At 58.0% G+C, this 14150-nt stretch carries 13 protein-coding genes and 3 tRNA genes; 7 read left to right on the top strand and 9 right to left on the bottom strand.

Going from position 1 to position 14150, the window contains the following annotated elements:
* Window positions 1-102 precede the first annotated feature (102 nt).
* Complete coding sequence (locus ACUZ9Q_RS14730) at window positions 103-1137, bottom strand: polysaccharide deacetylase family protein (protein WP_233483524.1); 1035 nt, start codon at window positions 1135-1137, stop codon at window positions 103-105.
* Between the two features lie 306 nt (window positions 1138-1443).
* On the opposite strand from ACUZ9Q_RS14730, the gene ACUZ9Q_RS14725 reads away from it, so the two are divergent.
* Both ACUZ9Q_RS14725 and ACUZ9Q_RS14720 read left to right on the top strand, forming a co-directional pair.
* Window positions 1444-1519 (top strand) — tRNA-Val (locus ACUZ9Q_RS14725).
* 11 nt (window positions 1520-1530) lie between these two features.
* Window positions 1531-1607, top strand: a tRNA-Asp gene (locus ACUZ9Q_RS14720).
* 207 nt (window positions 1608-1814) lie between these two features.
* Here the strand turns inward: ACUZ9Q_RS14720 and ACUZ9Q_RS14715 are convergent.
* Window positions 1815-2162 (bottom strand): ArsR/SmtB family transcription factor, encoded by a 348-nt coding sequence (locus tag ACUZ9Q_RS14715; RefSeq protein ID WP_192113212.1) that lies wholly within the window; start codon window positions 2160-2162, stop codon window positions 1815-1817.
* A 215-nt stretch (window positions 2163-2377) separates the two neighbouring features.
* Here ACUZ9Q_RS14715 and ACUZ9Q_RS14710 point away from each other — a divergent pair, with 215 nt between their 5' ends.
* Window positions 2378-3367 carry an MBL fold metallo-hydrolase gene (locus ACUZ9Q_RS14710; RefSeq protein WP_449248119.1) on the top strand — a complete coding sequence of 330 codons (990 nt, stop codon included), beginning with the start codon at window positions 2378-2380 and terminating at the stop codon, window positions 3365-3367.
* A 257-nt stretch (window positions 3368-3624) separates the two neighbouring features.
* The gene (locus tag ACUZ9Q_RS14705; RefSeq protein WP_192113211.1) at window positions 3625-4218 is read left to right on the top strand and encodes an adenylyl-sulfate kinase; all 594 of its coding nucleotides are present in this window, start codon (window positions 3625-3627) and stop codon (window positions 4216-4218) included.
* 122 nt (window positions 4219-4340) lie between these two features.
* Here the strand turns inward: ACUZ9Q_RS14705 and ACUZ9Q_RS14700 are convergent, their stop codons facing one another.
* Window positions 4341-5684 (bottom strand): deoxyguanosinetriphosphate triphosphohydrolase, encoded by a 1344-nt coding sequence (locus ACUZ9Q_RS14700; protein WP_227118136.1) that lies wholly within the window; start codon window positions 5682-5684, stop codon window positions 4341-4343.
* Between the two features lie 153 nt (window positions 5685-5837).
* On the opposite strand from ACUZ9Q_RS14700, the gene gmhA reads away from it, so the two are divergent.
* Together gmhA and ACUZ9Q_RS14690 are read left to right on the top strand one after the other, a co-directional pair.
* The gene (gmhA, locus tag ACUZ9Q_RS14695; protein ID WP_215647549.1) at window positions 5838-6410 is read left to right on the top strand and encodes a D-sedoheptulose 7-phosphate isomerase; all 573 of its coding nucleotides are present in this window, start codon (window positions 5838-5840) and stop codon (window positions 6408-6410) included.
* 102 nt (window positions 6411-6512) lie between these two features.
* Window positions 6513-8186: an acetolactate synthase large subunit gene (locus ACUZ9Q_RS14690; protein ID WP_192113209.1), complete on the top strand. Its 1674-nt coding sequence runs from the start codon at window positions 6513-6515 to the stop codon at window positions 8184-8186.
* Between the two features lie 853 nt (window positions 8187-9039).
* Here the strand turns inward: ACUZ9Q_RS14690 and cysK are convergent.
* From cysK to ACUZ9Q_RS14670, 4 genes are all read right to left on the bottom strand, one after another.
* Window positions 9040-9996: a cysteine synthase A gene (cysK, locus tag ACUZ9Q_RS14685; RefSeq protein WP_192113208.1), complete on the bottom strand. Its 957-nt coding sequence runs from the start codon at window positions 9994-9996 to the stop codon at window positions 9040-9042.
* Between the two features lie 202 nt (window positions 9997-10198).
* A complete protein-coding gene (locus tag ACUZ9Q_RS14680) occupies window positions 10199-10636 on the bottom strand; it encodes an RrF2 family transcriptional regulator (RefSeq protein ID WP_192113207.1) in 438 nt (145 codons plus the stop codon).
* 44 nt (window positions 10637-10680) lie between these two features.
* Complete coding sequence (locus ACUZ9Q_RS14675) at window positions 10681-11367, bottom strand: metal-dependent hydrolase (protein ID WP_449248118.1); 687 nt, start codon at window positions 11365-11367, stop codon at window positions 10681-10683.
* A gap of 104 nt (window positions 11368-11471) precedes the next feature.
* Entirely contained in the window at window positions 11472-12050 is a 579-nt protein-coding gene (locus tag ACUZ9Q_RS14670) for a UbiX family flavin prenyltransferase (protein WP_449248117.1), read from the bottom strand.
* A gap of 185 nt (window positions 12051-12235) precedes the next feature.
* Between ACUZ9Q_RS14670 and ACUZ9Q_RS14665 the strand changes: the two genes are divergently transcribed.
* Window positions 12236-12312, top strand: a tRNA-Arg gene (locus ACUZ9Q_RS14665).
* An 81-nt stretch (window positions 12313-12393) separates the two neighbouring features.
* On the opposite strand, the gene ACUZ9Q_RS14660 is transcribed toward ACUZ9Q_RS14665, so the two are convergent.
* Together ACUZ9Q_RS14660 and ACUZ9Q_RS14655 are read right to left on the bottom strand one after the other, a co-directional pair.
* Entirely contained in the window at window positions 12394-13017 is a 624-nt protein-coding gene (locus tag ACUZ9Q_RS14660) for a hypothetical protein (RefSeq protein WP_323390570.1), read from the bottom strand.
* Between the two features lie 45 nt (window positions 13018-13062).
* Entirely contained in the window at window positions 13063-14073 is a 1011-nt protein-coding gene (locus ACUZ9Q_RS14655; protein WP_323390569.1) for a glycosyltransferase, read from the bottom strand.
* Window positions 14074-14150: the final 77 nt, after the last annotated feature.

Here is a 14150-nt window from a genome sequence, read left to right as displayed (position 1 = left end):
TGTGGGGGGGAGGACAGTGGAAAATCTGGAGGCATGCCCTCATGCCATAGCTGAATTACACGCCTTTGGCAGAGCAATGTCAAAAGAAACATTAGCCTCGCATCAGGAGGCCGGAGCCTGTGCCGGGGAAAGAGCAGAGCCTTCTCTGGGCTGGACTGCGCTGCTGCCCGCAGGCTGGGGGGCATCCTGCACGGGATGCGCGGCAGTGCCCGGCAGTGCGGCCTGCCCTGCCATTTCCGGGCTTGGACTCTCCACCAGTTGCCAGGGAGTGCTGCTGCGCGCAAGAGGGATATCAGCCGAACCGGCAGGGAAGCTGTGCGGCGGCAGTTCTTCTGACTGATGCACGCCCTCGACCTGATGCCGGGCAACCATGGGAGGCTCATCCATGCCGGGTGCGCCACGCTTTACACGCGTCATGAGCAGGCCGGGTTCAGGATCCATAAGCCCTTCAAGATAGTCGGTCACGGTCACAAAACGCTGACAGCCGCCAGCGCGCAGATCGCGAATGATGCGCGGCAGGTCGTCCACAGTGCGCTTGTGCGAATCATGGAACAGAAAAATACCGCGCAGGGTTCCCGGTGCATAGACTGTGCCCCTGTTGTTGCGCAGGGTGGCGTAATTGTCTGGCAGGCGCTGCCAGTCGCGGCTGTCCATGGACCAGAGCATGAGGGAAAGCCCAAGGCTGGCCGCCACTTTTTCAGTAGAGGCATCATACGAACCGTAGGGCGGGCGCACGAACTGGGGCGAAGCCCCGAGGTTGCGCAAGATGGTATCTGTGCGGCGCAATTCTTCTTCTTTGCGGGCAAGGCTGACCACGCGCAGATTGGGGTGCGAATAGGAGTGGTTGCCCACCTCATGCCCCTCGGCGATGACGCGCTTTACGATATCGGGATGGCGCTCGGCCTGGCTGCCCAACATGAAAAACGTGGCGGGGATGCCGTATTCTTCCAGCATGTCCAGCAGATGCGGGGTGTTTATCGACGGACCGTCATCAAAGGTGAGGGCGCACAGGTTCTCACGCATGGGTTGATCCATGATGACATTACCTTCCACCACACGTGCCTGCGCCGACTGGGCAGCAAGCCCAAATGCAAAAAAGCAGGCTACCAGGCATATCTGCTTGAAAAAAAATCTCATTTTTCTTGTGCCTCAACAGCGAATTGCCCAGAACAGAAAACCGCCTCCCCGGCGGCGCATCCACTGTGCTGCTTCTGCGCCGGAAGCGCGAAAACAGCGGCGTTCAGCGTTCTGTAATGTGCTAAGGGGAGGTCTAGCACTCCCCATGAAGCACCGCAACACAAGCAAAAGGGCATTCTGGGGCATTTTTTGAACTTTTAGTTAAAAATCAGTATGTTAAAAATTTTGCCTTGTAAAAATTTTTTTACTTCTTTTTTTTCGCTTGACTCTGAGGGGGTGTTTGCGTAGAACTCATTTTCGCCGGGAGGGCAGTTAGCTCAGCTGGTAGAGCACCGCCTTCACACGGCGGGGGCCACAGGTTCAAGTCCTGTACTGCCCACCATCCCCAAAAACGGAGCGGTAGTTAAGTCGGTTATAACGCCGGCCTGTCACGCCGGAGGCCGAGGGTTCGAGTCCCTTCCGCTCCGCCAGAAGTCACCGGGAGGTCAGATCACTGACCTCCCGTTTCTTTTATTGTAGCCCACGCGCAATAAATTAAGGGCCGCCCACAACCGAGGGCGGCCCTGTTTTTATCCATTGCGAAAACTACGGAGTCTTTCTGTCGGTTCTTGGGCTGCTTCCGCCGTCTGCACGGAACCGCACAGCCACCTTCTGTCCTATCAGCAGGCTGTCCATCTCTATTCGTCCGCATCTTTCCTGCCATACTCTTCGGCATACGCCGCCAGAATTTCGGCTATCATCCGCCCAAAACGGGGCTGCAATTCCTGGCACCGCGGGGTATTCTTGAGCGCAACACCGCTTCTCTCACTGCGGATCAGGCCAGCCTCGCGCAATATCCTGAAATGCTGCGAAAGGGTCGACTTGGGTATGGCCCTGTCCGGCATGTTCAGGAAGTCAGAACACATTTTTGGCGAATTTGAGCGTATGATTTCCTTGAGAATCTGTACGCGCACAGGATCAGAAAGGGCGTGCAGAAGACCTTCGACCGTTATGTTTTCAACAGCCGGATGGTGCAGGGTTTTCATCATTTTTTCCTGGTATAAAAGCAAAAGGACGGCGCCAGACGGCAAACCTGCGCAGGCGATATTGACACCCGTCCCAATAGTTCATAAAAACGGAACTAATGAACAATATGCATATGCATTCAGCCAAAACCAAGCATATACTGGGGATAGAGGGCATTCAAGCATGCATATGCGGCATCCTAGCCCCAGATGACTCCAGCCAAACAGGAGATCGCATGAACAGACGCCAGTTTCTTCAACAGGCAGCAGTCGCTTCACTTGTTTTGCCCGGTGCGGCGCTGTTGCCGCACCCTTCCCTCGCAGCTACACCGCCGCCCGCGCCGCTTTACCGACAAGCAGGCTACTACTGGCTGCAACTGGGGGATGTGCATGTGGCGGCAATTTCCGATGGCACATTGGCCAGCAACGCACGGCTGATCAGCGCCAAACAGGGGCAGGTAGAAGATGCCCTTAAAAAGGCCTATGTACCCTCGCCCAGGCCTACCTCTGTCAATGCCTTTCTTATTCTCGCCCAAAACCGCCGCATCCTCGTAGACACTGGCTCAGGCAAGCTGCTCGGCCCAACCGTAAACAAACTTGCAGCCAGCCTTGAGGGGGCCGGGTTCAAACCCGGCGATATCACGGATATTCTGCTCACGCACATCCACGGCGACCACTCTGGCGGGCTTACAGTGGACGGCAAAAGGGTTTTCCCGTCTGCCACCGTGCATGTGAACCGCGTTGAGGCCGAATTCTGGCTCAGCGCTGCCCAGATGGACAAGTCGCCGGAGTATTTCAGGCCCATGTTTGTGAAAGGGCAGGAATCCCTGGCCCCATACCTCAGCGCGGGCAAGGTGGCCCATTTTGAAGCGGGCCAAATGGTGCTGCCCGGAATATACGCCGTGGCCGCACCGGGGCACACTCCTGGCCACACATGCTATCTGATTGAAAGCAATGGAGAAAAGCTGTTGTTCTGGGGAGATACCGTTCATGTAGCGGAAGCGCAGTTCCCCCTGCCGGATACGGCCATTGAGTATGACCTTGACCCGGAGGGAGCCGTCAGGCAGAGGCAGCGTCTTTTTGCAGAAGCCGCGGAAAAGGGACACCTTGTGGCTGGGGCGCACATTTCCTTTCCCGGCATTGGGCATGTGGGCAAGGCGGGGCAGGGATATCAGTGGTTCCCCATCCCCTATGTCAACGATGCCGTCCAGGGCTCTGCAAAATAACAACCGCTGTTCTCTCGCCAGCCACAAACCAGCCCGCCCACAGCACGTGTTTGCCCGCATGACCGCCTTGGGCGATCCCGCAAGGGATTGCCCAAGGCGGAATGGTGTCCGCACTGTCAAAATTGCCGCATCCCCAATTTATTGGTTTTCTTTAACAATACAAACTTACTAAAAAAATTTAACACTGGCCGGTAATTTGCATAAGCTATTGCAGGTTTGCAACACGCAATACCGCACTGCAAGCAAGCGAGGACAGTATGACGCCGACAATCTGGTTGCTGGGACTTTCCGGCAGCGGAAAAACCACCCTTGGTTCACTGCTGCGCCTGTATCTTGACGGGCAGGGCTTTGACGTTGAATTCATCGACGCCGACACCTTTTGCCGCAGCAACGGATTATCCGCCGCCACCCCTGAGGATCGCGTGCGCAATACCGATGCCCTGCGCGATTACGCGCTGAGCTTGCAGGCGCAGGGTAAACTATGCGTGGTAGCCGCCGCCACCCCGTATGAGAGCATGCGCCAGAGCAACCGGGCCATGCTGCCCATGTACCGCGAGGTGTGGGTGCGCTGCTCGCTGCAAACCCTGGTGCAGCGCGATGCCAAAGGCTTGTATGCCAAGGCTGAACGCGGCGACCTTTCGACCCTGGATTCAGTTTTTGACGCTTTTGACGAACCCCGCAGCCCCCACAGCATCATTGATACCGACAGGTATTCGCTGGTGGAATGTTACGAGCAGCTGCGCGACCTCACGCTTGACGCCCTCGCGCAAGACCGCGAATGGGCCGACACCGGACGCCGCATGTTGCCGCAGGCTTCGGGGCCGTTCATGAATGCCGCCATAGCCCTTTAACGGGGCGCACCTGATAACCTGCATAGACAGGTTCGGCGAGAGATGCCGCGCAGCACATGCCCAAGGCACGCGTTGCGCGGCATCCTGAATTGGCAGAGCTTGTTGCTCCCGCCCCTAGATACTCACCGCCCGGCAGTGCCGGAGAACTGCTGCGAAATGAACGCGGCGTAGTCATCCGTCATGCCGGACACAAAATCCAGCACCCGCAGATAGGCCATATAAAGGCTGTCTTCCCTGCTCGGAGCATTGGCCCCCATGAGCGTGAGGGCGCGTGTTTCCTGATAGCTCATGGCATTGCCCTTGGTGAAGTTGAAGCAGGCAGGAATGAACACGTCAAGCAACCGTCGGTAGAGCGTATAGGTGCCGATCTCCAGCGCCGTCTTCTGCGGATTATTCATAATTTTGCTGTTAAAAACCCGCCCCGCCTCGCGCATGAACCCGGCCACATCCTCGCGGGCGTGATTCAGCAGGCAGCCTTCAAGCCGGCCCTCCATGATGGCTTCATAATTATCCATAAACGTTTGCGTGATGGACGGAATCATGCGGCCCATGGCCGTGGTGCGCAGCATGCTGGTGCGTCTGCGGTCGGAATCCATGGAATCAAGGCGCGGATCGTCCAGACAGTTCACATCCAGCAGAGGCGTCATGGCAGCCTTAAAATCGGCATAGGTGATGATGCGCAGCTCGCGCGCGTCTTCCATATCGATAATGCGGTAGCAGATGTCGTCCGCCGCTTCCAAAAGATACGAAAGCGGATGCCTGCGCCAGCCCGCGCCTTCCGCAAGCCCCATCGCGCCGAAGATCTCGGCAAAAAGCTCGCGCTCCGCCGTGTAGAAATTGAACTTGCTCTTGCCCACGCCCTGCGCTTCATAGGCGGAACGCGGGTACTTCACCAGTGCGGCAATGACCGGGAATGTCAGGCGAAAGCCGCCCCTGTCCTTGTTGTTTTCAAGCGCGTTGATGACGCGGAAACCCTGGGCGTTGCCGTCAAAAGCCGTAAAGTCGGCCCACTCTGCGGGCAGCAGGTTTTTGAAATACTGCTCTTTATTGACGGAATCCTTGAACCAGTCGCGGATAGCCTCCTCGCCCGCATGGCCAAAGGGCGGGTTGCCTATGTCGTGCGCCAGGCAGGCGGCCTGAATGATCTGGCCCAGATGGTCCGGCGTGCAGCCCTCGGGCAGGTCGCCGCGCCGCTGCAGGGCATCGCCCACGCCAAGCCCAAGGGATCGCCCAACGCAGCTCACCTCAAGCGAATGGGTAAGGCGGTTGTGGATATGGTCGTTGCGCACCAGCGGGTGCACCTGGGTTTTTCTTGCCAGCCTGCGGAATGAGCTGGAAAAGATGATCCGGTCGTAATCCACCAGAAAGGGATTACGCACCGCGTCCAGCGTGTCGAGCTTCATGCCCGTGCCGGTTTTGCGGTTGGGGGCCAGCAGTTGCGCCCACTGCTCTTTGAATGTGCTCATAATGCCTCCTCCCCTGCATGTACGGCATGCGCGCCGGTGCCGCAAGCGCGGGCGGCGGACGCTTTTCTTTTGTTCCCGGCCTTGCTAGGCTTGCAAGACGTTTTAAAAACCGATGCCCTACGGGGAACCCAAACCGTGCAGCAAGGCCAGATCATGACGAATTCGCTTTTTGATATGTCTCTCTCCGCCCATCTGGAGCTTTTTGGCGCGTTACAAACCATGCGCCCCGCCGTGGAAGCGGCGGCAGAGCGGCTTGGGGCAGCCCTTGGGGCAGGCGGCAAGGTGCTTATTGCCGGCAACGGCGGCTCTGCGGCGGACGCACAGCACTTTGCAGCAGAGCTTGTAGGGCGCTTTCAGTGCAACCGCAAGGCGCTGGCCTGCATCGCCCTGACCACGGACACGTCAAACCTCACGGCCATTGGCAACGACTACGGCTTCAACGATGTTTTCTCCCGTCAGGTAGAGGCCCTTGCCCGCCCCGGAGATGTTTTTGTGGGCATTTCCACCTCCGGCAATTCGGCCAACATCATCGCCGCCGTCAACGAGGCCCGCGCTCAGGGCATTGCCAGCATTGCCCTGCTGGGCCGGGATGGCGGCAAGCTGGAATCGCTGGCCGACATGGCTGTTATCGTCCCCCACGATGTCACGGCCCGCATTCAGGAGGCCCACATCTTCATTCTGCACCACTGGGCCGATGTGCTTGAACGCGCCGTGGCGCAAAAATAGGCCCGACCGTAAATTCCGCAAACGGCAGGATTGCACCAAGCCCTTTCCGGCCAGTCATCGCCAAGGCATGGGCCTTGGGCAAACGCCCCAACGAGGTTAGCCATGGATCAGCAGAACGTAGCCCAGTTCCTTGTTTCATGCCTCAGAACCGAGGGAGTTAAGTACGTCTTCGGCATCCCCGGTGAGGAAAATATCAAATTTGTGCGGGCTGTGGCCGCCTCCGGCGACATTCGCTTTATTCTTGCCCGGCACGAGCAGGGCGCATCGCTGATGGCCGACATTTATGGCCGCCTGACAGGCAAGGCGGGCGTATGCACCGCCACTCTCGGGCCGGGGGCCATCAACCTGCTGCTGGGCGCTGCCGACGCGCAGACCAATTCAAGCCCTCTGGTGGCCATTTCCGCCCAGGTGGGGCTGAAGCGCATCTACAAGGAGTCGCACCAGATTGTTGACCTTGTGGGCATGTTCAAGCCCGTTACCAAATGGGCAGATACGGTGCTGACCCCCCAGGCCGTGCCCGAAATGGTGCGCAATGCCTTTCAGGTAGCGCAGGAGGAACGCCCCGGCGCGACCTACCTTGCCATTCCTGAAGATGTGGAAGGTGCCCCCATGCCAGAGGCCGTGCCCCTCAAGGCGGCACCCTGCGCCAAGGCCATCCCCTCCCCCGCTGCGGTGGCGGAGGCCGCCGCCCTGCTGCGCTGCGCGCGCAAGCCCGTCATCATGGCCGGGCACGGCGTGGCCCGCACAGGCAATGCGGCCGTACTGGCCGCCTTTGCCGAGCGCTACAAAATCCCCGTGGCGACAACTTTCATGGGCAAGGGCGTTATCAGCGACCGCAGCCCCCAGTCGCTGGGCGTCATCGGCTTTATGCGGCACGACTACGAAAACTGCGCCTTCGACCAGGCGGACGTGATCCTTTCCATCGGCTACGAATTGCAGGAATTCACGCCCATGCGCATCAATCCCCAGTCAAACAAGCGCATCATCCATATCAACACATTCATGCCTGATGTGGACGCCCACTATAACCCCGAGGTCACCATCATGGCCGATGTGGGCCTTGCCCTGGCCTCTCTGGCCAAGGAGCTTGGGGCGGAGCCTCTGCTTTCAGCCGGACGCGGGGCGAGGATCCGCGAACTCGTGGAGGCCGAGCTTGCCAAGGGCCGTGAGAGCGACGCCTTCCCCCTCAAGCCGCAGCGCATCGTAAGCGATATTCGCGCTGCAATGGGCGATGAGGATATAGTGCTGGCCGACACCGGAGCCATCAAGATGTGGATGGCACGCCTCTACCCCACGTATGCGCCCCTGACCTGCATTGTATCCAACGGCCTTTCCACCATGGCATTTTCCCTGCCGGGAGCCATCGGCGCGCATTTGGCCTGCCCCGAGCGCAAGGTGCTTGCCGTCATGGGTGATGGCAGCTTCTTGATGAATTCCCAGGAAATGGAAACCGCCGTGCGCGAGAATATTCCGCTCAAGATACTGATCTGGGTGGATGACAGCTACGGGCTCATCAAGTGGAAGATGGACATGGAATCCGGCTCGCACGACTGCGTGGACTTTGGCAATCCCGACTTTGTGACCTATGCCGAAAGCTTTGGCGCCAAGGGATACCGCATTGAAAGCGCCGCAGAGCTTTTGCCCACCCTGCAAAAAGCTCTGAACGAACCCGGCGTGTCGCTGGTGGCCTGCCCTGTGGACTACAGCGAGAACATGGCGCTTATCAATAGCTTGGGTGAGTTGACGCCTGCGCTGTGTGCGCTGGATGAGTTGTAGGGGATTGATATTCTTTTGACAGAGCGGCTGCATTCCTTGCTGAATGTGGCCGTTTTGTTTTTTGCGCGCCCTGGTTATTTTTTGCCCTACGGGCTTGTTATTCCGCCGCCCGGCGGAGTTTGGGACGCCTGCGCGGCGTGCGATTTCGCCTCCCCGGCGCGGGGCAAAGGGGGCCTGTTAGGGGCTGCGCCCCTCCTTGGCCCCCTCTGCACTCCCCCCGGAACACCCCCTAAGAAGTGCTTTCAATTTCCGTCAAGCTACGAGGGCAACGCGTCTTATGCTGTGGGAGCTTCCCTCACTCGCTCCGCTCGCTCAGGTGATCTCCCTCCGCGACGCGTAAATGCCAGAGAACTCTTTCGCTTTGAATGTAAATCCGCTTCAGCCAACTACCATTGATACTATTACTGGTTCAGGGGACGACCTTGTACCTTTTCAGTCGCTTCAGGATATTTGTGCATCACAAACTTGAAGAAAATCAAATTCCAACACTAACATGCCTGACAGTTTCACTTCATCTACGGGATGCCAATTATCATTCAACCATAATCCGGAGGATATATTACGAGTTAGAAAAACCTGTTCGCTATCAGGGGATGGTCGTGGAGTCGCCTTCCTTAAACTCGCCGGAGCGTAGCGGAGGCGATGGCTGGTGTTGGGCGAATTTGCAAAATGCGCGTTTTGCGGCCTGAAAAGGAAGCGCCGGAATTTTGAGCGCAGCGTACTCAAGTACGTGAGCATCAAAATCCCGGCGCTGACGCATTCAGGGCGTAAAAGTCGGGTTTGCGTAAATGCGCTCGACAGGCTCTCCCCCGCCGCCAAGCCCTTCTCTGCTTTCCTGCCTTTCTTCCCTCTTCTACTCGCCAATGCCCTCGTACAGGGCAGACGACAAATACCGCTCGCCCGCATCAGGCAGAATGACCACAATGGTCTTGCCCTCAAATTCAGGCAAGTCCGCCAGCCGCGCGGCCGCCGCTGCCGCAGCGCCAGAAGAAATACCGGCAAGAATACCCTCTTCGCGCGCCAGCCTGCGGGCAAATTCAATGGCCTCATCGTTGGCCACAGTTTCCACCCTGTCCAGCAGGCTGACATCCAGCGTTTCAGGAATAAAGCCAGCACCAATGCCCTGAATCTTGTGCGGCCCCGGTTGCAGGGGTTTGCCCGCCAGATGCTGACTGATCACGGGGCTCGCCTCAGGCTCCACGGCCACGGAAACAATGTTCTTGCCCCGCGTGTGCTTGAGGTAGCGCGAAATACCCGTGATGGTGCCGCCTGTGCCCACGCCCGCCACAATGGCGTCCACCTGCCCATCTGTGTCATTCCAGATTTCCGGACCGGTGGTGGCTTCGTGTATGGCCGGATTGGCCGGGTTCTTGAACTGCTGAGGCATAAAATACGCGCTGGGGTTGGCAGCCACCAGTTCTTCGGCCTTTCTTATGGCCCCAGGCATGCCTTCCGCACCGGGTGTGAGCACCAGCTTGGCCCCCAGCATGGCCACCACGCGGCGGCGCTCGAGGCTCATTGTTTCGGGCATGGTGAGCGTAAGCTCATAGCCCTTGGCGGCGGCCACATAGGCCAGAGCAATGCCCGTATTGCCGCTGGTGGGTTCCACAATGCCAACGCCGGGACGTAACAGGCCACGGCTCTCAGCATCGGCAATCATGGCCGCGCCAATGCGGCATTTGACGGAATAGGAGGGATTGCGGCCCTCAATCTTGGCCAGCACCAAGGCCTTGGGGCCGACCACGCGGTTAAGCCGCACCAGAGGAGTATTGCCGATGGAAAGGGGATTATTCTGATAAATTCTGGACATATGCGTTCTCCTTGCCCGCCTTGGCGATGCTGTGTGCAATCCAGATTGTATGGTTCAGCCGTGTCGGGCGGGCATGACACCTCTGTCCCGGCATTAACTACATTAACTCGACTGACTAAGTGATAATAACAGAACTCCTGAAAGGCAAGACCTGATGCAAAAATATTTCTGCCCGCGGGGAAGAGGCGCAGGTAAACCCGCATCAAATGCTGAAATCGGGGATAGCTGCCGCCTGAGCGTCCACAAGGTCCTGAAGCGTCGTGCCGCCGTATACGTTTTCCAACGCCTGCCGCGCCCGCTGCCACAAGGGCATGAACACGCAGTCCGGCCCAAGGGAGCACTTGCGTACAGGGTTGTCACCCTCGCAATCAAAAGGATGCACGGGGCCGTCCAGAAAACGGATAACTTCGAGCGTGGTGATCTGGCTGGCAGACCGGGCCAGCATAAAGCCGCCAGCCTTGCCTCGGCGGCTGTCCACAAAGCCGCCGCGCCTGAGCTGGTTGAGGATATTTTCAAGAAAACGCGGGGGAATGGCCTGCGCTTCGGCAATCTCCTGAATGCGCGTGGGGCCGCTACCCGTGCGCTTGGCAAGCTCGAACAGGGCGCGCAAGCCGTATTGGCACTTAAGTGAAACGCTCATGGGTAATCCTTGCGGGAAAAAGGCGGTACAACCGCAGGAATAAATCAGCCGAAGCTTACGGTCTCGCCGGGGGTCATTTCCACGCAACGGCAGGGCAGGTGCAGATTTTCAATCTCTGCCCTGAACCCGGCTGCGCTCTGCGCCAACACAGGGAACGTTCCCCAATGCATGGGAACAGCAGCCTTGCAGCGCAACAGTTTGCAAGCCAGGGCAGCCTGACGCGCATCCATGGTAAACACGCCGCCCACGGGCAGCAAGGCAACGTCTATGCTGTAAAGCTGGCCCCATAGCTCCATCCCGCTAAAAACACAGGTATCACCCGCATGGTATACGGTGAGGCCATCGGGCATACGCACAATGTAGCCCGCCGGAGCGCCCGAATCGCTGGAATGGTAGGCCTGCGTCATGGTCATGCTCACGCCCTTGTGGGTCAGGGTGCCGCCCATGTTAAAGCCGATGCCGTTGAGAATCTGCTCTTGGGGTACACCTGCCTCGGCCAGTTTACCCGCCGTGCCCACAATGGCCCCCAGTTGCGCGCCGGTGCGGCGGCACAGAGACACGGCATCACCCACATGGTCGCCGTGGTCGTGGGTCACCAGCACAATATCCACATCACCTGCAGCGCTGGGCGATACTCCCGCAGAAGGAGCAAAAAAAGGATCAATAATCACCTGCGCGTCAGGCGCGCTGATTTTGAATGCCGAATGTCCAAACCAGGTTATGTCGCTCATGCTGCCTCCAGCGTAAGACTTTAACAATTCAGAAAATACGTACCGGGAAGGAACAGAAGACGGCAAATGAAGGAGAAGTGGCGTGGTACCGCCTTTTGCTTACGCTATGCTTGGCCTGTCCAGCGGGCAAGACCATGCGCTAGCCCCACCTGATCAAAGATGCGGCCGCAGAACTGCTCCAGCAGTTCCTCCACGCCAGCAGGCCGCAGGTAAAAACAGGGAGAAAAGGGCATGATCACCGCGCCAGCCTCGCGCAAGGTAAGCAGATTGCGCAGATGTATGGCAGAGAGCGGGCTTTCGCGCGTGACCATCACCAGAGGCAAGCGCTCCTTCAGCGCTACATCCGCAGCCCGGTGCACAAGGTTGCGCGTGGCGCCGCTGGCGATGGCCCCGACTGTTCCCATGGAGCACGGCACTAGCAGCATGGCCGCCGGTTCGCTACCACGCCGCCACCACGAGCCGCTGGCCGGGCCTGCTCCCAGATCTTCCGCAGCATACACGGTGTGCGCCAGCGCCGTGAGCAGATCGGCATCCGCTCCGCATTCCGCCCGCAGCACGGCCCGCGCGCCATCGGAAACCACGCAGTGGGTGCGCACATCGGGCATGGCCGCCAGCAGCCGCATGAGGCACAAGGCCAGGGGCATGCCGCTGGCCCCGCTCACCCCAACAAGAATATCACGCATGCATTCTCCGCATAAAATATCACAGAACAACGGCCCCTCAGCCTGATTTTTAGCGCACATTGCTGCGGCGCGCAAACCCGCCCAGCCTTGGCGCGCCCGGAGGCTGGGCGGCCGGATGTCAACATGGCGGCTCAGGCCCACGCCTTGACAGCCGCCAGCACAAAGCATATCAGAAATGTTCTTATGCGCTCGTAGCTCAGTTGGATAGAGCGTTGGCCTCCGGAGCCAAAGGCCGTGAGTTCGAATCTCGCCGGGCGCACCATTAAAAGACAAAAGGTTGGATGCAGACTATGCACCCAACCTTTTTTCATTCTAGGAGCTGGTTAGCATGCGTGCATAGCAATTAACCATGCACGTAAGGCTTAATAAATTTTTCTATCTCCCACACCGCCGAATCCACCTTGCTTTGAATGGTGTCTCCATCTTGTGCATAGATTGTTTCCTCTAATTCATTATATTTTCTACTCTCAGCATCAGTATCACTGCGATTTTTTCTTTTGGGGTCAGAGTACGTCAAAAAAAATTTGATACTGGTCCTCAACTGAAAACATATTTCACTTATTGGGCGAAAGTGTTCTCGAACTTTTTTATCAAGAACTATCTCTGCTTCAAACAATAACAGTTCTATTTCGTTAGATGTTTTTACTATTTTATCAAACCGTTCCCACATGTCTTTCTTGGTGGATTCGTACTGCTGCTCGTTAACGGGAATAGGCTTGTCTTCAGCACCATGCGTAATCCATGGGACATAACGAACCGGAGATCTGCAATACTCAATATCTCGCCTGATCTGATACACCTTGAGCATCAGCCGTTTGGCAACATCAAACTGGGAAGTGCCTTTGAGCTGCCTGCGCCACGTTCTCAGCCCTTGCCACGCGACCCAGACGCCACATCCCGCAATTATGAGCGTCAGCCAATCCTTGGCGATAGAGATATAGCCTAGCAATGACGGTTGAATATCCATCCAATCACCCTTCTCTATATGTCTGACAGCGCAACACCCCGCAGATTATCCGAGCCTGCTGACCACAGCTTCGAGTCTGGTCCTAACCATTGCTTCCTTTTCCAGCTTCTGCTGCAATTCGGCAATGGCGGCCTCGGCTTTTTCAATGGTGCCGCACAGCCCCCCGAGCAGTGAAAACGCGCCGCCCTCAAGAAACTCAGCATTTTCCACTGTTCCTGCATAGGGGCTGCCGCCAAGGCGCTGCCAGCGGGCATAATCACGCTGCCATTCAGGAAAACAGGTGGCGGTGAGGCCGTCATTCCACAGCTTGTACGCTCCAAAGGCATGCACCACTGGCGCAAAGGCCGCCGCCGGATTACGCGGATGCATATTGAACCCCTGGGGTAGTTGAAAAACGCTCTGCGGGTACTGCCGCAGCAGCATCTGCGCCAGCAGGTTAAAGGCCGCCTGATCAGGATAGCGTAGCATTCTGCCGTGCCGGAAAATGAACTCCAGACACCCCTGCCGCAAGGCGTCCGGCGCTGGCAAATCATTGCGGAATACAATGACCCCCGAATTCAGGTTGTCTGCGCCGCCGTCAAACCCCTCAATAGGTTCGTGCAGATTGATCTGCGCAGGCTTGGCCCCTGGCGGGTCTGAAAATTCGGGATCTTCCAGCGCCAGCCCAAGGGGGCCGCAATCAAAAAGCCCTTCCAGACTATCCTGAACCAGCACGTCCGCATCAAGCCATACAACAGATGTATAGCGTTGCAGCAAGTCAAAGCAGTCAAATTTGGCCAGACTGAGCGGAGAAAAAACCTCCAGCGCCTCAGCCGTCAGCTCTGCGGGAACAGGCGTAAAGGGCACAAGCTGCGCGCCAAGGTTGCGCAATATCGCGGCATCGGTTTCCAGTAGGGAGTCATCACAAAAAACGATGATGTCGGCCTCCATTCCCGGATTATGCCGCCGAAGCGCCAGCAGTACCGTGCCAGCGGCAAAGGCCCAGTTGCCGGTTACGCCTGTGACCACCGCGCGCGGAAACCTCACGTCAATGCGGCCTTCAAATGCATCATGCATGGCTGGCTCCTGATGTCGCTTTGCGCAGCCCGCAGGCTGCTCGATGTCCCCGGCCCAGGACCGGAAAAAGCCCGTTG

The organism is Desulfovibrio desulfopostgatei, from assembly GCF_053570645.1.
Note: the sequence above shows the minus strand (reverse complement) of the source record. Positions and strands in the feature narration are given on the sequence as shown.

Coding starts and splice junctions, on each gene's coding strand:
- gmhA (WP_215647549.1), top strand. CDS start 5,838: ATGACGAATTCGCTTTTTGATATGTCTCTCTCCGCCCATCTGGAGCTT.
- ACUZ9Q_RS14700 (WP_227118136.1), bottom strand. CDS start 5,684: ATGAGCACATTCAAAGAGCAGTGGGCGCAACTGCTGGCCCCCAACCGC.
- ACUZ9Q_RS14680 (WP_192113207.1), bottom strand. CDS start 10,636: ATGAGCGTTTCACTTAAGTGCCAATACGGCTTGCGCGCCCTGTTCGAG.
- ACUZ9Q_RS14675 (WP_449248118.1), bottom strand. CDS start 11,367: ATGAGCGACATAACCTGGTTTGGACATTCGGCATTCAAAATCAGCGCG.
- cysK (WP_192113208.1), bottom strand. CDS start 9,996: ATGTCCAGAATTTATCAGAATAATCCCCTTTCCATCGGCAATACTCCT.
- ACUZ9Q_RS14705 (WP_192113211.1), top strand. CDS start 3,625: ATGACGCCGACAATCTGGTTGCTGGGACTTTCCGGCAGCGGAAAAACC.
- ACUZ9Q_RS14670 (WP_449248117.1), bottom strand. CDS start 12,050: ATGCGTGATATTCTTGTTGGGGTGAGCGGGGCCAGCGGCATGCCCCTG.
- ACUZ9Q_RS14715 (WP_192113212.1), bottom strand. CDS start 2,162: ATGAAAACCCTGCACCATCCGGCTGTTGAAAACATAACGGTCGAAGGT.
- ACUZ9Q_RS14690 (WP_192113209.1), top strand. CDS start 6,513: ATGGATCAGCAGAACGTAGCCCAGTTCCTTGTTTCATGCCTCAGAACC.
- ACUZ9Q_RS14655 (WP_323390569.1), bottom strand. CDS start 14,073: ATGCATGATGCATTTGAAGGCCGCATTGACGTGAGGTTTCCGCGCGCG.
- ACUZ9Q_RS14730 (WP_233483524.1), bottom strand. CDS start 1,137: ATGAGATTTTTTTTCAAGCAGATATGCCTGGTAGCCTGCTTTTTTGCA.
- ACUZ9Q_RS14710 (WP_449248119.1), top strand. CDS start 2,378: ATGAACAGACGCCAGTTTCTTCAACAGGCAGCAGTCGCTTCACTTGTT.
- ACUZ9Q_RS14660 (WP_323390570.1), bottom strand. CDS start 13,017: ATGGATATTCAACCGTCATTGCTAGGCTATATCTCTATCGCCAAGGAT.